The following is a 15,615-nucleotide window of genomic DNA, read 5'->3' on the forward strand; positions in this document are numbered from 1 at the left end:
CATGAGCACGGACACTCGCTGGGCGGTCGTCACCGGAGGCACCTCGGGCATCGGTCGCGGCATCGCGCTCGCGCTCGCGCGCGACGGTTGGGACGTCGCCGTCAGCTATCTTGCCGACGACGGCAAGCCGGCCGAGCTTGCCGCGGAGATCGAGGCGCTCGGACGCCGCGCCTATGTCTCTGCGTGCGATGCCGGTGTTGCCGAACAGGTCGAGGCATTTTTCGACGGCGCGCAGCAGCGTCTGCACGGCGCGCCGCGTCTGCTCGTCAACAACGCCGGCGTGCAGACTTGGAGCGCGCTGCTGCAGCTCGGCGAGGCCGATTGGGACCGCGTCATCCGCACCAATTTGAAAGGCTGCTTCCTCAACACGCAGAAGGCGGCGCGCATGATGATCGCTGCGGGCGAGGGCGGTGCAATCGTCAATATCGGCTCGGGCTGCAACAAGATTCCGTTTCCGAGTCTCGTCGACTACTCCGCGTCGAAGGCCGGCATCGACCAGTTCACGCGCAGCGCGGCGATGGAACTCGGGCCGCATGGGATCACGGTGAACTGCGTGGCGCCGGGCGCGATCGAAGTCGAGCGCACACGATTGGAGTCGCCCGACTATCACGAGGTCTGGTCGCGCATCACCCCGCTGCGTCGCGTCGGCACTCCGGCCGACGTCGCCGCGGCGGTGCTGTTTCTGTGCAGTGACCGTGCGAGCTTTATCACGGGGCAGACGCTTGGCGTCGATGGTGGTGTGTTCACTCGACCGAATTGGCCGTACTGATCCGGCACGCTGAAGTTCTAGCCGTTCGCACTGAGCGTAGCCGCGTAGCGGCGAAGTCGAAGTGCCGCTGCAATAGGCTTCGACTCCGCATCTTCGGCTCTACGCTGAGCCCGAAACGGATGCCTGCTAATACGCACGCAGCTCGATCGGCTCTAGTGAGCTTCCACGACCCGGCGTGACGAGACGTTTTCGCCTGAGAACAGAATCGCGTTCTGTTTCAGGCGCAGATGGCGCTCGCGGTACTGGCTCGGGTTCATCCCCTTGAGCGAGAGGAACTGCCGGTTGAAGTTCGCGATGTTGTTGTAGCCGCAGTTCATCGCGATATTGGTGATGCACTCGTTGCTTTCGGTCATCGTGCGGCAGACTTCGTTGATGCGCAGGATGTTGACGAAGCCGACGAAGGTCTGGCCCGTGGCGCGGCGGAAGAAACGGCTGAACGCAGGCGGGGTCAGGCCGACGAGCTTGGCGACCTCGGCCTGGTTGATCTCGCTGGCGAGGTTGCGGCGCACGTGCTTGTGGATCAGCTCGATGCGCTGGCGGTTCACTTCGGTGATGTCGTTGGTGATGTGATAGTCGGGGCTGGCGAGGTAGCGCAGATCATTCTCGGCTTCGGCGAGCGAGCGCAGGATGTCGAGCAGGCCGATCAGCCGCGCGATGCCTTTCTTCTCGAACAGCGCGCGCATCTGCGTCTGCACGCGCGCCGCGGTTTCGCCTTCGATCTGCAGGCCGCACTTCGACGCGCGGAACAGGCGCTTGATCGGCTCGAATTCCGGCAGGTCGAGAAAGTCGTGGCCGAAGGTCTCCGGGCGGAACTGCACGACGACGGCTTCGGGCTTGCCCTCGTCGCCGTCGGATTCGTTGTGCCAGCAGTGCGGCAGATTCGGCCCGGCGAGAACGAGATCGCCGGCGCGGTAGGGCTCGATGTTGTCGCCGACGAAGCGCGTGCCGTGGCTGCGCAGGATCCAGGTCAGTTCGAACTCGGGGTGATAGTGCCAGGTGTGGTCCTCGGCGAAGCTCGCACAGGTGAACCACATGCTGCGGAACGAACTCGCGGCGTCGACTTGCACGGTTTCGAATCTCGGTTCCATTGTTGCCCTCCCGGTTTCGCCAGCTCGCCGTTGCCGGTCGGCTGTGCGTATTGTGATTGACTGTCCGCTACACGGACCGAAAAAAGCAAGTGCCGCTCGGCGGCCCGGCGCGCGGCTCGCCTTGATATGCGGCCGGCGCCACGCCGCGGTAGCCGACCTCGGCCTCGAACAGCCCGCCCGCGAGCGGCTCCGCGCGCAAGGCCGCGGTGTCGAGGTCTTTGCGCGCCGTGCTGATGAACAAACGGTCGAGATCTTCGCCGCCGAATGCGCACTTGGTGACGTTGGATACCGGCAGGCGCACGATATCGGTGACGCGCCCCTCGGCATCGAAGCGCGTCACGCGGCTGCCGCCCCAATGCGCGCACCAGACGCCGCCGTCGGCATCGATCGCCAGTCCGTCGGGAAAGCCTTCGTTCTGCGCAATCTGCACGAACGGCCGCAACGGCTGCACGGGCATACCGTTCTCGACCTCTGCCTGCAGAATGCGCCGGCCGAGCGTGTCGACGAAGTAGCCGCGGTCGCCGGCCGGTGAGAATGCCGGGCCGTTGCTGATGGCGAACGCGGTGGTAATGCGCGTGCAGCTCGCATCGGCAGCGAGCCGGTAGAAATCGCCGAGCGGACGCCGTTCTTCGAGATCCATCGTGCCGAACCAGAAACCGCCGTCGGCATCGCAGGCGCCGTCGTTGATGCGCAGGGTCCTCGCGTCGATGTCGAGGCGAAGGATTTCGGCAAGTGCGCCGGAGCGCGTATCGAGCGAATAGATTCCGTGCCAGCCTGTGCCGAGCAGACGGCCATCGCGCATCGGCGCGAGCGAGGTCAACGCGAGCGGCAGTGTGCCGACTTCGGTTCTACCGTCGGCAAGACAGTGACGGAATACCTTGGCGCCGAGAATATCGACCCAGTAGACCGAATTTTCCGCAGCGAACCAGAGCGGTCCTTCGCCGAGCATGGCGCCGACCGGCGCGACGCAGCGAACCTCGGCACTCGTCTTGGGCAGCGCGGCCATCAGTGCGAATTCCGCGGCGTGCCGAAGCGTTCGATGACGCGCGTGTATTCGCCGCGCGTGCGCAGCGTCGCGCCCTCGTCGAGTGCGGAAACGCGCTCGCGGTAGATTTCCTGCCACGGCGTCTGATCGGTCAGCACGGGCAGCGTAAGCGCGGCGCGGCGACGTTCCATTTCGGCATCGTCGATGAGTGCGTTGACGCTGCCGCGGCGCAGATCGATCTCGATCAGATCGCCGTCGCGCAGCAAAGCGAGGCCGCCGCCGGCCGCGGCCTCGGGCGACGCGTGCAGGATCGACGGGCTCGCCGAGGTGCCGCTCTGGCGGCCGTCGCCCATGCACGGCAGCACGGCGACGCCCTTGCGGATCAGCTCGCGCGGCGGCGCCATATTGATCACTTCGGCCGAGCCCGGATAGGCGATCGGGCCGCAGTTGCGCATGACCAGGATGCACAGCTCGTCGATCGCGAGCGCGGGATCGTCGATGCGCGCGTGATAGTCCTCGGGTCCTTCGAAGACGACGGCGCGTACGCGGAACACGTCGGGCCGCGCCGGATCGGACAGATACTTCGCGCGGAAGGCCGCACCGATCACCGAGGTCTTGATCAGTGCCGAGCGAAACAGGTTGCCGCTGAGCACCTGGAAGCCCGCACGCTCGCGCAGCGGTGCCTGCAGCGCGCGGATGACGCGCGCATTGCCTGCACGGCACCCGCGATATTCTTCATCGACGCTGCGTCCCGACACCGAGCGTGCATCGCCGTCGACGAGGCCGCCGCGCAGCAGTTCGCCGATCACCGCGGGCACGCCGCCGGCGCGGTGAAAATCTTCGCCGAGGAATTCCCCGGCGGGCTGGCAATCGACGAGCAGCGGAACCTCGAAGCCGAAGCGCTGCCAGTCGTCGAGCGAGAGTTCGACGCCGGCACATTGCGCGATCGCCTGCAGATGGATCGGCGCGTTGGTCGATCCGCCGATCGCCGAGCAGACCTTGATCGCGTTGAGGAATGCGTTGCGCGTGAGGATCGCCGACGGGCGCAGGTCTTCGCGCACCATCTCGACGATGCGCAGGCCGGTGCGGTAGGCCATCTGCGTGCGCTCGCGATACGCCGCGGGAATCGCCGCGCAACCGGGCAGCGACATGCCGAGCGCTTCGGCGAGGCAGTTCATGGTCAGCGCCGTGCCCATCGTGTTGCAGTGGCCGATGCTCGGCGCCGAGGCGGCGACTTCGCGCATGAACTGTTCGAGGTCGATCTGTCCTGCGCTGAGGCGGTCGCGCGCTTCCCAGACGATGGTGCCGGAACCGACGCGGCGTTCGCCCTGCCAGCCGTTGAGCATCGGGCCGCCGCTCAATACGATGGCTGGCAAATCTAACGTCGCCACAGCCATCAGCTGCGCCGGCATGGTTTTATCGCAGCCGGTGGTGAGCACCACGCCGTCGAGCGGGTAGCCGTGCAGGATTTCGGTCAGGCCGAGCGCGCACAGATTGCGGTCGAGCGCGGCGGTCGGGCGCCGGCCGGTTTCCTGGATCGGATGCACGGGAAATTCGAGGGCGATGCCGCCGGCCGCGCGGATGCCTTCGCGCACGCGTTTGGCGAGATCGAGATGATGGCGGTTGCACGGTGCAAGATCGCTGCCCGACTGGGCGATGCCGATGACCGGGCGGCCGGACTGCAGCTCTTCGCGGGTCAGGCCGAAGTTCATGTAGCGCTCGAGATAGAGCGCGGTGTCGACGGGCTGGCTCGGATCGTTGAACCAGTCCGCGCTGCGCAGTTTTTTCTTCTTCTCGGTCATGGGCGAATGCGTCGGGCTCGGCGTCTATCGTGTGCCGTCGCGCGCGCACGAACCACGCAAGATTTGCCTGGCGAACGGTACAAATCTGCCGGCATCGCGCTTGCTGCGTCGCGGCATCGCGCCGACGCCGGCCATGCCGGCCGGTGCGAGCGATTAAGCGCGTATCCGATCGGGGCAAATTGACGCGTAGACGCTCTTCGCGCCCGCATGCGCTAATCGCTGCGCCGTCGCTCGTCAGCGATCGACGCGGGAGCCGTCGAAGTCGCGGCCAATTAGAAAGACGAAGGGGATGAAGATGCGGGACCCAGGTAAGAGCAAACCTTGCAGATTGGCGGTGGCCGTGCGCCGCGCCCTGCTCGCGACGCTGGTGTTGTCGGCCCCGGCGTGGGCGGAACCCGACAAGAACAATGGCACGAACGACGCGGCCGCCGATGCGCAAACCTCGGCATCGAACGCACAGGCCGACAATGCCAAGACGCACGCGACGGAGGGCAACAAGCCGTCAATGATGGGCGAGGTCAAGGTCATCGGCTACCAGACGCGTTCGGCGACGAGTGCGACCGGCGTCGTCACCGACATCATCAACACGCCGCTGTCGATCTCGGCGATCACCGGCGAGTTTCTCAAGGACACCGGCTCGTCGCAGATCATGGACGCGATCGGCGCGCTCAGCGGCGTGACCGGACAGAACAACAGCGGCGAGGTCGGAACGAATTTCAGCGTGCGCGGCTATGCGGTCACGCCGCAGATCGACGGCTTCGATTCGCTGACCGCGGCGTCAGGCCTCGGTTCGTCGGCGGGCGTTGACCGCATCGAAGTGCTCAAGGGGCCGTCGGCGGTGTTCAACGGCAACGTGCCGCCGGGCGGATCGATCAACATCGTCTACAAGAAACCTTCGTTGACGCCGAAGACTTATTTCGAAGTCGGCATGGGCAGTTGGTCGTACCGCACCGGCGAGTTCTTCTCGACCGGCCCGTTGCTGACCGACCAGCTCGCCTATCTCGTCGATCTCTACAGCAAAGACGCCAACGGCTGGGTCGATTGGACCAGCCAGAAAGAGCGCACCGTAATCCTCGGCCTGACCTATCGGCCGACCGACGCGCTGAGCATCAACGTCAACTATCGCGATATCGACACCAAGGCGCGGCTGTCGACCTTGCCGGTGAGCCATCCAGGCTACATCGGCTCGGGCGCGCCGCAGAACACCGTGCTCGACGACTGGGTCGCGCAGAACTTCGGCCCGAACGAACCGCCGCAAACGATCACCGTGCCGCAGTACCTGCCGGGCGGCGAACGCTACAACGTGCTCGGTCCGCAGAACTACAACAAGGAGCGTTCCAAGTTCTGGAGCAGCGAAATCTCGTACACGGTCAACGACCATATCGAGATTCGCGACAACTTCGCCCACCTCGACTACACCTGGGGCCTGCTCGCCCTGCTGCAGAGCGGCGCCAAGGTGCTCGGCCCCGACGGCAAGGTCAACACCAACGGTTTTGTCTCGGGCTTTCTCGGCGGCAGCCAGGGTGGCAGCGGCTGGGAGAACAAGCTCGAAGCGGCGATGTATTTCGACACCGGCGCGATCAGCCATTCACTGCTGGTCGGCGTACAGGCCTCGTATTCGGTCACCGACTACTTTCGCATCTGGGTCGATCCGCTCGCGCCGGTCAACGGCGCCGGTCAGCCGTGGGATTTCTTCCGCGACGGCCCGCTGTTGCTGCAGAACGAGTTCGACGCCTGGCGCAAGATTTTCCCGGTGCCGAACTACGCCAACACGACGAACACCGGCCACACCAATACCCACGCTTATTACATCGCCGAGCAGATGTCGATGTTCAACGACCGTCTGCATGCGCTGCTCGGCGTGCGCTACACGAAGACGGTCAACGAACTGCTGACCGGCCAGGAATTCGCGTCGAGCGATACGACGCCGCAGATCGGCCTGCTGTTCAAGCCGTTCGCGGAGGACTCGTTCTTCAGCCAGACCTCGCTGTTCGCGAACTACTCGCGCTCGTTCACGCCGTCGGGCATCCTCCAGCCGGGTACGGATCAACTGGTGCCGCCGCGCAAGGGCGAAGGCACCGAGTTCGGCGTGAAGACCTCGTGGCTCGACGGGCAATTGACCAGCACGATTTCGTTCTTCCGCGACGACCTGTCCAATATCGCGACGCCCGACTATTCGCACCAGGGCCAGGGCAACACGCTCGTGACCTACAACGTCGGCGGCGTCGGCCGCGCGCAGGGCATGGAGGCGGAAGTCACCTGGGCGCCGAGCAAGAACCTGCAGCTCTCCGCCAATTTCACCAACCTGCCGGTGGCGAAGTACACCGACTATCCCGGCGTGCCGCAGGAAATGGGCCGGCGCTTTCCGGCGACGCCGCGGCAGCAGGCCAACCTGACGGGCAAATACACGTTCGACGAGGGCGCGCTCGCTGGCCTCTATGTCGGCGGCTGGGTGCACCTGCAAAGTTCGACGACCGGCGTGCTCGCCGGCGACTGGCACTACGACGTGCGCATTCCCGGACTCGCGCAGGTGTCGGCGTTCGCCGGTTACCAATGGAACCGCTTCGATTTCCGCTTCAACATCGACAACCTCACCGACCGCAACGGCTATGTGATGAACAACGCGTTCCGTCCGCAGTCGCCGCGATCGTTTTACTTGACGGCGAAATACACGCTGTGAGACGGTCGGGGGCGTCGAAGCGAACCATGCAGACGGTGAATCGAGAGCGGCGGGTTTTCCTCAATCGGCTTGGATTGACCGCTTTCGTCGCCGGGCTCGACTACGTGCTGCCGGGCGCGGCGCTGGCCCGCGCCGATGCGGCGCCGGAAGCGCTCGGCGTCGATTCGGCGGCGGTGCGCGTGTTCCTCGACGCCGTCGCGGCGAGCACGTATGAAGTGCACAGCCTGATCGTCGCGCGCCAGGGCCGCATCGCCGCGCGCGGCTGGTGGGCGCCGTACCGCGCCGAAGCGCCGCAGCTGCTGTATTCGCTGAGCAAGAGTTTCACCTCGACCGCGGTCGGCTTCGCCGTCGCCGCGGGCAAGCTCAAGCTCTCCGACAAGGCCGTCGATTTCTTTCCGGGGCAGGCGCCGAAGCCGATCGGCGAGCATCTCGGCGCACTGCGCGTCGAGCATCTGCTGACGATGTCGGTCGGCCAGGCCAACGACGCGACGCCGGCGGTCACGCGCGAGCAGGACTGGGTGCGCAGCTTCCTCGCGCTGCCGATCGAATTCCAGCCGGGCAGCGTGTTCCTCTACAACAGCGCGGCAACCTACATGTTGTCCGCGATCGTGCAAAAAACCATCGGCGAAAAGCTCGTCGACTATCTGCGTCCGCGCTTCTTCGATCCGCTCGAACTGCCGCCGATGCGCTGGGCGGAATGTCCGCGCGGCATCAACACCGGCGGCTGGGGTCTCAGTGCGACGACCGAGACGCTGTCCAAGTTCGGCCAGTTCTATCTACAGAAAGGCAAATGGAAAGGCCGGCAATTGCTGCCCGCGGCGTGGATCGAACAGGCGACGAGCTTCAAGATCCAGCAGCCGCCCGGATCGGGCCAGGATCTCGCCCAGCTCAAGCGCGACAGCGACTGGCACCAGGGTTACGGCTATCAATTTTGGCGCTGCCGGCACAACGCCTATCGCGGCGACGGTGCGTTCGGCCAGTACTGCATCGTGCTGCCCGAACTCGATGCGGTCATCGCGCTGACCGGCCGCACGCTCGACATGCAGGGTCTGCTCAACCTGGTCTGGGATCATCTGCTGCCGGGCCTGCACGCCGGCGCGCTGCGCGCCGACGCGGCCGCGGCCGACAAGCTCGGTGCGCAACTTTCCGCGCTGAGTCTGAAGTTGCCCGAAGGCGCGCGCACTTCGCCGCGGCAGATGCAGCGCGCCGACTACGTGGTCGAAACTAATGCGCTCGGCGTCGAGCGACTCGGTCTCGCCTTCGATGCCGACAGCTGCCGCATCGAGTTCGGCATCGGTGCGCGCACGCACGTCGTCACCTGCGGCCTCGGCCGCTGGCGCGACGGCGAAACCGAACTGCCCGGCACGCCGCCCGAGTTCACCGAGCTGATCGGCAGCTACGTGTCTCCGAAGGTGCCGGCCAAGCTCGCCGCGGCCGGTGCATGGAAAGATGCGGACACGCTGCAGATGCAGTGGCGCTATTACGAAACGCCGCACTTCGACACGGTGACGCTGAAGTTCAGCGGCGACAAGGTCGAAGTCGCCTTCCTCAACAGCCTTACCCAGATGGCCGCCGCGGTACATCCCGAGACGCGGCCCGTCCTCAAAGCCAGCCCGAGAACCTGACTATGCCTTTTGTCGATGCCGAGACGATCAGCCGACGCAACTACGACGTCATCGTCGTCGGCTCGGGCGCAGGCGGCGGACAGATGGCCTACACCTTGAGCATGAGCGGCGCGCGCGTGCTTATGCTCGAAGCCGGCAGGAACTACGATCCCGCGACCGAGACGGCGATGTTCCAGACGCCCGACATGGCGCCGCTGCGCGGCACGAGCACGCCGGAAAAACCGTTCGGTTTCTACGACGCCACCGTCGACGGCGGCTGGCAGGTGCCCGGCGAACCGTACGTGCAGACCAGCAAGGAACCGGGCGGCCGCTTCGACTGGTGGCGCGCGCGCATGCTCGGCGGCAGGACCAACCACTGGGGGCGCATTTCGCTGCGCAACGGTCCCTACGATTTCAAACCGCACTCGCGCGACGGCCTCGGCTTCGACTGGCCGATCTCGTACGAAGACATGGCGCCGTACTATGACAAGGTCGAGATGCTGGTCGGCATCTACGGCTCGAACGAGGGCCTGGAGAATACGCCGGACTCACCCGCGGGCTGTCTGCTGCCGCCGCCGAAACCGATCGTCAGCGACCTGCTCGTGCAGAAGCACACGGCCAAGCTCGGCTTTCCGACGATCGCCTGCCACCGCGCCGTGCTGACGCAGCCGCTCGACTGGAAGAACTCGCCGGCGAAACTGCATCCGGGCAACGCCGCCGCGCAGGACATCATCGCGCGCGACATGCGCAAGCGCTCGCCGTGTTTCTGGGCGACGCCGTGCGGGCAGGGCTGCTCGATCCGCGCGAACTATCAATCGACCACGGTGCATCTGCCGCCCGCGCTCGAAACCGGCAAGCTCGACATCGTCACCGATGCGATGGTCGCCGAGGTGACGCTGGCGAAGGACGGCCGCGCCTCGGGCGTGCGCTTCGTCGACCGGCACTCGGGCAAGTCGCTGCAGGCCAGCGCGCGCGTCGTCGTGCTCGCGGCGAGCGCGTGCGAGACCGTGCGCATCCTGCTCAATTCGAAGTCGGCGCAATTTCCGCAGGGCCTGGCGAATTCGAGCGGCAAGGTCGGCAAGTACCTCATGGACACGGTCGGCAGCGATCTCGGCGGACAGATTCCGCTGCTCGAGAATCTGCCGCCGCACAACGAGGACGGCGTCTCCGGTCTGCACATGTACGTGCCGTGGTGGGGCTACAAGGCGCAGAAGGCCGGCAAGCTCGGCTTCGCGCGCGGTTATCACATCGAGTTCAACGGCGGCCGGCGCATGCCGCAATTCCACACCGCGGCCGGCCTCGAATGGCTGACCGGCGGCAGCTACGGCGCCAAGTTCAAGGAAGACGCGCGGCGCTACTACGGTTCGATGATCTATTTCGCCGGGCGCGGCGAGATGATTCCGAACGAGCATTCGTACTGCGAGATCGATCCGCAGGTGAAGGACAAGTGGGGCATCCCGGTGCTGCGCTTCCACTGGCAGTTCTCCGAGCACGAGACGCGCCAGGCCGCGCATATGCAGAAGACTTTCGCCGAGCTGATCGAGTCGATGGGCGGCCGCGTGCAGAAACCGCCCGAGACCGACGGCGCCAAGGCGATAGCGCCGGGCGGCAGCATCATCCACGAAGTCGGCGGCGCGCTGATGGGCGACGATCCGCGCCGCTCGGTGGTGAACAAGTGGTGCCAGGCCTGGGACGTGAAGAATCTTTTCCTCGCCGACGGCGCGCCGTTCCCGTCGAACGCCGACAAGAACCCGACCTTGACCATCATGGCGAACGCGTGGCGCGTCGCCGACCACATTCTCGACCGCATGCAGCGGAAGGAGCTCTGATGGACCGGCGCACAAGCCTACGCTGGATGCTCACCGCGGCGACGACCTTGCCGCTCGGCCGCCTCGGCCTCGCCGCTGCGCCGGATGGTGCGACGGAAGCGAAACCTTACGGCTCCGATCCGAAACTGATCGATGCCTATCATCCGGGCGAGCTGTGGCCGCTGACCTTGACGCCCGAGCAGCGCAAGCTCGCGGCTCTGCTCAGCGACACGATCATCCCGGCCGATGCGATGTCGCCCGCCGCATCCGCGGTCGGCGTGGTCGATTTCATCGACGAATGGATCAGCGCGCCGTATGCGCTGCAGCGCGCGGACCGCCGGCTGGTGCTCGACGGTTTCGCCTGGTTCGACGCCGAGGCGAAGCGGCGCTACTCGAAGGCGCCGGCGGCGCTCGCCACGGAACAGCTCCACGCGATCTGCGACGACATCTGTTATCTGCCGAAAGCCAAACCCGATCTGCACGCGGCGGCGAAATTCTTCGCGCGCTATCGCGACCTGACCGCGGGCGGGTTCTACACCACGCCGCAGGGTCGCGAGGATCTGCGCTACGTCGGCAACAAGCCGCTCCCGAAATTCGACGGCCCGCCCGTCGAAGTATTGAAAAAGGTAGGTCTCGCGTGAACGACGAGTTCAATTTTTCCCGCCGGCGCGCACTGAAGACGATCGCCGCCGCGGCCGTCGCCTGCGCCGGAATGCGCACGGGCTGGGTCGCTGCCGCGGGCACCGGCGCGGTGCGCTGGGCGCCCGGATTGCAATTGTATACTTTGGGCCTGAAGGCGAAGGACGATATCGCGGCGGTGTTCAAGCAGCTCGCCGCGATCGGCTATCGCGAGGTCGAGTTTCCGGGGCACTACGAACGCAGCGCGGCCGATCTGCGCCGTGCGCTCGACGCGGCACGGCTCGTCGCGCCGGCAGCACATATCGCGCCGCGGCCGGCGCCGGGCATGTGGGATTTCACCGGCGATCTCGGCAAGTTCGCCGAGAGTCTGAAAGTGCTCGGCGCGCGCTACGCGGTCGTGCCGATTCCGCTGTTGCAGGATCGAATCTACGACGTCATCCAGCATCCGCCCGCGGGCTTCGACACGGCCGCGGTGTCGCGCCTGTTCGCTTCGCTCGAAGCCGACGACTGGAAGCGCACGGCCGACATGTTGAACGAGAAAGGCGCCGCGCTCGCCGAGCACGGTATCCGTCTCGCCTATCACAATCACGGCGTCGACTTCGCGCCGCTGCCGGGCGACACCAACGGCCTGCGCACTCTGATCGAGCGCACCGATCCGGCCCTGGTCGATTTCGAGCTCGATATCGGTTGGGCCGTGTCGGCCAAGCAGGAGTTGCCCGCGCTGTTCGGCCTGTTCGGCAAGCGCCTGCGCCTGCTGCATCTCAAGGACACCAAGCGGCCTTCGACGAGCGTGATGGAACTCGCCTCGACCGACGCCGGCACCGGCATCGTGAAATGGGACGAACTGGTCGGCCTCGTGCGCGGCAGCCGCATCGAGCACATGTTCGTCGAACAGGAAGAACCGTTCCCGACGACGCCGATGGACGCGGTCAAGGTCGACTATCGCTTTTTGACGAAACTGTTCGCCGGAGAAAAAACATGAATCTGCATGGGAGGACATTGCGCCGGGTGACGTTTGCCGTGCTCGGCTTCGCCCTGACGCTCGCCGCCGGCGGCGTGCCGGACGACGCGCGCGCGGCGAAAGCCGCAGCGGCCGCTGACGCACCGGGCGCACTGGTCGAGATCAAGCCGATCGCCGACGTGGACGCGTCGGTGCGCAGCCTCGGCGCCGAAGCGTTACGCGTGCTCTATCGCTCGACGTCGAGCGACGGCCAGCACAGCGTGGTCTCGGGCGCGCTGTACGTGCCCGCGGGCAAACCGCCGGCCGGCGGCTGGCCGGTGATCGCGCATGCGCACGGCACCACGGGAGTGACCAACGACTGCGGTCCGTCCAGCTCGCCGAACCTGTTCGGCATGATCGTCATGGTCGTCGCTTATCTGAAAGCCGGCTACGCCGTCGCGTTCACCGACTATCAGGGCCTCGGTGGCGGCGGCATCCATGTCTACCTCGACAACAAGACCGAAGGCTACAACGTCATCGATTCGGTGCGCGCGCTGCGCAACGCCAAGCCCGGCCTGATCTCCGACCGCTGGGTGGCGATCGGCGGTTCGCAGGGCGGCGGCGCGTCGTGGGCCGCCGCCGAGCAGGCGCCGGTGTATGCGCCTGAGCTGCATCTGGTCGCTGCGGTCAACGAGGTGCCGGCCGCGGACATCTCGGGCTACGCCAAGATTGCCGAAGACCAAGGCATGACGCCGATCCAATCGGCCGCCTTTACCGCCATCCTGATTTCGCAGAGCCGCGCGCATCCGGATCTCGACATGGATCTCTACCGGCGCGGTTCGGTGAAGCAGAACTGGGACGTCCTCGGCAGCTGTAAGGATCTCGACGGACGCAACCGCGCGGTGATGCAGATCAAGCCGGAAGAACTCAAGCCGTCGACGCACGAGGCGACGTTGAAACTGCAAAGCCTGCTGCAGGCGATGGCCGTGCCGAAGCGCAAGGCCGATGCGCCGATGCTGGTGATCTACGCGGGCAAGGACGAATACATCAATCCGGCGTGGACGAAGAAGGCGATCGAGGACGCATGCCGTATGGGTACGAAGATCGAAGCCGATTTCCAGGCCGACAAGAGCCACGGCACGTTCGACGGCAGTCGCGCGCTCGACTGGCTGCACGATCGGCTGCAGGGTAAACCGCTGACGAAATCCTGCGTGGCCGACGCCGCAGCGGGCAAGGGCTGAGCCATGAAATCGTGCATACATTTCGCCTTGCGCGGCATCGTACTCGGACTGCTGGTCGCCGCCGCCGGCGTGCACGCCGAGGAAGAAAAATATCCGACCGGATACACGGACGCGCCGTATCTGCCGAACAGCCCGTGGCGCGTGCACGACGACAAGCGTCCGCGTCCGCGCGTGGTCGCGCCGGGCACGGCCGGCAGCGACGAGCGCCCCGGCAAGCCGCCGGCCGACGCGACGATCCTGTTCGACGGCAAGAATCTCGATGCGTGGCAGGCGGAGAAGGGCGGCGCGGCCGGTTGGAAAGTCGAAAACGGTTATATGGAAGTCGTCGGCGGCAGCGGCGACATCGTCAGCAAGCAGAAATTCGGCGACTACCAACTGCATGTCGAATTCAGCGAGCCGTCGCCGCCGTCGGGTCAGAGCCAGGGCCGCGGCAACAGCGGCGTCTTCCTTGCCGGCCTCTATGAAATACAGGTGCTCGACAGTTACGACAACTACACCTACGCCGACGGCGAGGCTTCGGCGATCTACGGCCAGGCGCCGCCGCTGGTCAATGCCGCGCGCCCGCCGGGCCAGTGGCAGACCTTCGACATCGTATTCAACGCGCCGCGTTTCGCCGGCGGCAAAGTCACGAGTCCGGGCTTCGTCACCGTGCTCTACAACGGCGTGCTCACGCAGAACCACACCGCGCTGCTCGGCCCGAGCGTGCATCACGCGTTGCCGAAGTGGTTGCCGCACGATCTGAACATGCCGCTGAAGCTGCAGGATCACCATATGCCGGTGCGCTTCCGCAATATCTGGGTCCGCCCCTTGTCCGATCAGTAGCGGGGCCGCGCCGTGAACAAATCGAAGCTATTCGTCGCCAGCTGCGTCTCGCTGGTGACGACGGCGATGGTGTTCGCCATCCGCGGCGACATCGCCAACGATCTTTCCGCCGCGTTCCATCTGAGCAACGAGCAGCTCGGCCTGATTTTCAGCCCGGCGTTCTGGTGCTTCACGATTGCGATCTTCATCAGCGGCGCGCTGGTCGACGCGGTCGGCATGCGTACCCTGCATATCCTCTCCGCGGTCGGTTACTTCGTCGGCATCGCGCTCGTCGTGTTCGCCGTGCGTCCGAGCGCGCCGGTCGCGTCGATCTTCGATCATCCCGGCACGGTCATGCTCTACGCGGGCTTCATGATCATGGGGCTGTCGCAGGGGCTGGTCGAAGGCGTGATCAATCCGCTGATCGCGACGGTGTACAGCGAGCGCAAGACCCAGCGCCTCAACATGCTGCATGCCTGGTGGCCCGGCGGCATGATCGTCGGCGGCGTGATCGCGGTGGCGATGACCTCGTGGTTCCACGCGCGCTGGGAGGCCAAGCTTGCGACGATTCTCGTGCCGGCGCTGATCTATCTGATCATGGCCTCGTCGCTGCGCTATCCGCCGACCGAGCGTGTGCAGCAGAACGTCTCCACGGCCGCGATGTGGCGCGAGGCGGCGCGGCCGGGATTCGTGCTGCTGTTCTGCTGCATGTGGCTGACCGCGGCGATCGAACTCGGCCCGGACCAGTGGTTTCCCGCGGTGATGCAGGCGCTCGCGCCGCAGTTGCAGGGTGTGCTGTATCTGGTCTACACGGCGGGACTCGTGTTTCTGCTGCGCACGTTCGGCAGCGGCATCGCGCACGCGTCGCCGATCGCGACCTTGCTCGCCTGTTCGGTACTCGCCGGCGTCGGCCTGTACTGGCTCGGCAGTCTGCAGCCCGGAGACGGTGCCGTCGTCGCGTTCGCGGCGGCGACGGTGTTCGGCGTCGGCAAGGCGTTCCTCTGGCCGACGATGCTCGGCGTCACCTCGCAACGCTATCCGCGCGGCGGCGCGCTGCCGATGAGCCTGATGGGCGGCGCGGGCATGCTCTCGGTCGCCACGGCGCTGCCGGTCATGGGCGCGCGTATCGACCGCTACGGCGCCGGCGCGGCGCTGCAGACGATGGCCGCGCTGTCGATTCCGCTTGCCATCGTTTTCGTCGGCATGTACTTCTATCATTCGCGTCGCATGGCACAGCCGCAGGCGACGCACTGAACGA

Annotated in this window: 13 protein-coding genes; 10 read left to right on the top strand and 3 right to left on the bottom strand. The window is 65.9% G+C overall.

Annotated features, from left to right (window positions below):
• Position 1: 1 nt before the first annotated feature.
• Complete coding sequence (locus tag FFS30_RS15090) at positions 2-769, top strand: SDR family NAD(P)-dependent oxidoreductase (RefSeq protein WP_137913981.1); 768 nt, start codon at positions 2-4, stop codon at positions 767-769.
• Positions 770-921: 152 nt separating this feature from the next.
• On the opposite strand, the gene FFS30_RS15095 is transcribed toward FFS30_RS15090, so the two are convergent.
• The 3 genes from FFS30_RS15095 to FFS30_RS15105 all read right to left on the bottom strand — a co-directional run bounded on the left by FFS30_RS15095 (position 922) and on the right by FFS30_RS15105 (position 4,644).
• Positions 922-1,857, bottom strand: a complete 936-nt coding sequence (locus FFS30_RS15095) for an AraC family transcriptional regulator (protein ID WP_171014641.1) — start codon at positions 1,855-1,857, stop codon at positions 922-924.
• 67 nt (positions 1,858-1,924) lie between these two features.
• Positions 1,925-2,863 carry an SMP-30/gluconolactonase/LRE family protein gene (locus FFS30_RS15100; protein WP_137913983.1) on the bottom strand — a complete coding sequence of 313 codons (939 nt, stop codon included), beginning with the start codon at positions 2,861-2,863 and terminating at the stop codon, positions 1,925-1,927.
• On the bottom strand, positions 2,863-4,644 hold the full coding sequence (locus FFS30_RS15105; RefSeq protein ID WP_137913984.1) for an IlvD/Edd family dehydratase: 1,782 nt from the start codon (positions 4,642-4,644) through the stop codon (positions 2,863-2,865). The genes FFS30_RS15100 and FFS30_RS15105 overlap by 1 nt, the downstream gene beginning before the upstream one ends.
• Between FFS30_RS15105 and FFS30_RS23895 the strand changes: the two genes are divergently transcribed.
• From FFS30_RS23895 to FFS30_RS15145, 9 genes are all read left to right on the top strand, one after another.
• Positions 4,643-4,801: a hypothetical protein gene (locus FFS30_RS23895; RefSeq protein WP_171014642.1), complete on the top strand. Its 159-nt coding sequence runs from the start codon at positions 4,643-4,645 to the stop codon at positions 4,799-4,801. The two genes, FFS30_RS15105 and FFS30_RS23895, sit on opposite strands and share 2 nt — an antisense overlap.
• A gap of 177 nt (positions 4,802-4,978) precedes the next feature.
• A complete protein-coding gene (locus FFS30_RS15110; RefSeq protein WP_171014643.1) occupies positions 4,979-7,324 on the top strand; it encodes a TonB-dependent receptor in 2,346 nt (781 codons plus the stop codon).
• A 26-nt stretch (positions 7,325-7,350) separates the two neighbouring features.
• On the top strand, positions 7,351-8,949 hold the full coding sequence (locus FFS30_RS15115) for a serine hydrolase (protein WP_137913986.1): 1,599 nt from the start codon (positions 7,351-7,353) through the stop codon (positions 8,947-8,949).
• A 2-nt stretch (positions 8,950-8,951) separates the two neighbouring features.
• Positions 8,952-10,757: a GMC family oxidoreductase gene (locus FFS30_RS15120; protein WP_137913987.1), complete on the top strand. Its 1,806-nt coding sequence runs from the start codon at positions 8,952-8,954 to the stop codon at positions 10,755-10,757.
• Positions 10,757-11,377, top strand: a complete 621-nt coding sequence (locus tag FFS30_RS15125) for a gluconate 2-dehydrogenase subunit 3 family protein (RefSeq protein WP_249352488.1) — start codon at positions 10,757-10,759, stop codon at positions 11,375-11,377. The genes FFS30_RS15120 and FFS30_RS15125 overlap by 1 nt, the downstream gene beginning before the upstream one ends.
• Positions 11,374-12,357, top strand: a complete 984-nt coding sequence (locus FFS30_RS15130; RefSeq protein WP_137913988.1) for a sugar phosphate isomerase/epimerase — start codon at positions 11,374-11,376, stop codon at positions 12,355-12,357. The genes FFS30_RS15125 and FFS30_RS15130 overlap by 4 nt, the downstream gene beginning before the upstream one ends.
• Positions 12,354-13,556, top strand: a complete 1,203-nt coding sequence (locus FFS30_RS15135) for a lipase family protein (RefSeq protein ID WP_171014644.1) — start codon at positions 12,354-12,356, stop codon at positions 13,554-13,556. Before FFS30_RS15130 ends, FFS30_RS15135 begins: the two co-directional genes overlap by 4 nt.
• Positions 13,557-13,559: 3 nt before the next feature.
• Positions 13,560-14,378: a DUF1080 domain-containing protein gene (locus tag FFS30_RS15140; protein ID WP_137913990.1), complete on the top strand. Its 819-nt coding sequence runs from the start codon at positions 13,560-13,562 to the stop codon at positions 14,376-14,378.
• Positions 14,379-14,390: 12 nt separating this feature from the next.
• Positions 14,391-15,611 carry an MFS transporter gene (locus FFS30_RS15145; protein WP_137913991.1) on the top strand — a complete coding sequence of 407 codons (1,221 nt, stop codon included), beginning with the start codon at positions 14,391-14,393 and terminating at the stop codon, positions 15,609-15,611.
• The last annotated feature ends 4 nt before the right edge of the window (positions 15,612-15,615 follow it).

The organism is Rudaea sp. 3F27F6, from assembly GCF_005503555.1.
Classification (GTDB): Bacteria; Pseudomonadota; Gammaproteobacteria; order Xanthomonadales; family Rhodanobacteraceae; genus Rudaea.

What these genes read in the sequence shown, in the direction of transcription:
- FFS30_RS15125 (WP_249352488.1), top strand. Translation starts at nt 10,757, where the DNA reads ATGGACCGGCGCACAAGCCTACGCTGGATGCTCACCGCGGCGACGACC.
- FFS30_RS15135 (WP_171014644.1), top strand. Translation starts at nt 12,354, where the DNA reads ATGAATCTGCATGGGAGGACATTGCGCCGGGTGACGTTTGCCGTGCTC.
- FFS30_RS15105 (WP_137913984.1), bottom strand. Translation starts at nt 4,644, where the DNA reads ATGACCGAGAAGAAGAAAAAACTGCGCAGCGCGGACTGGTTCAACGAT.
- FFS30_RS15095 (WP_171014641.1), bottom strand. Translation starts at nt 1,857, where the DNA reads ATGGAACCGAGATTCGAAACCGTGCAAGTCGACGCCGCGAGTTCGTTC.
- FFS30_RS15090 (WP_137913981.1), top strand. Translation starts at nt 2, where the DNA reads ATGAGCACGGACACTCGCTGGGCGGTCGTCACCGGAGGCACCTCGGGC.
- FFS30_RS15120 (WP_137913987.1), top strand. Translation starts at nt 8,952, where the DNA reads ATGCCTTTTGTCGATGCCGAGACGATCAGCCGACGCAACTACGACGTC.
- FFS30_RS15100 (WP_137913983.1), bottom strand. Translation starts at nt 2,863, where the DNA reads ATGGCCGCGCTGCCCAAGACGAGTGCCGAGGTTCGCTGCGTCGCGCCG.
- FFS30_RS15140 (WP_137913990.1), top strand. Translation starts at nt 13,560, where the DNA reads ATGAAATCGTGCATACATTTCGCCTTGCGCGGCATCGTACTCGGACTG.
- FFS30_RS15115 (WP_137913986.1), top strand. Translation starts at nt 7,351, where the DNA reads ATGCAGACGGTGAATCGAGAGCGGCGGGTTTTCCTCAATCGGCTTGGA.
- FFS30_RS23895 (WP_171014642.1), top strand. Translation starts at nt 4,643, where the DNA reads ATGGGCGAATGCGTCGGGCTCGGCGTCTATCGTGTGCCGTCGCGCGCG.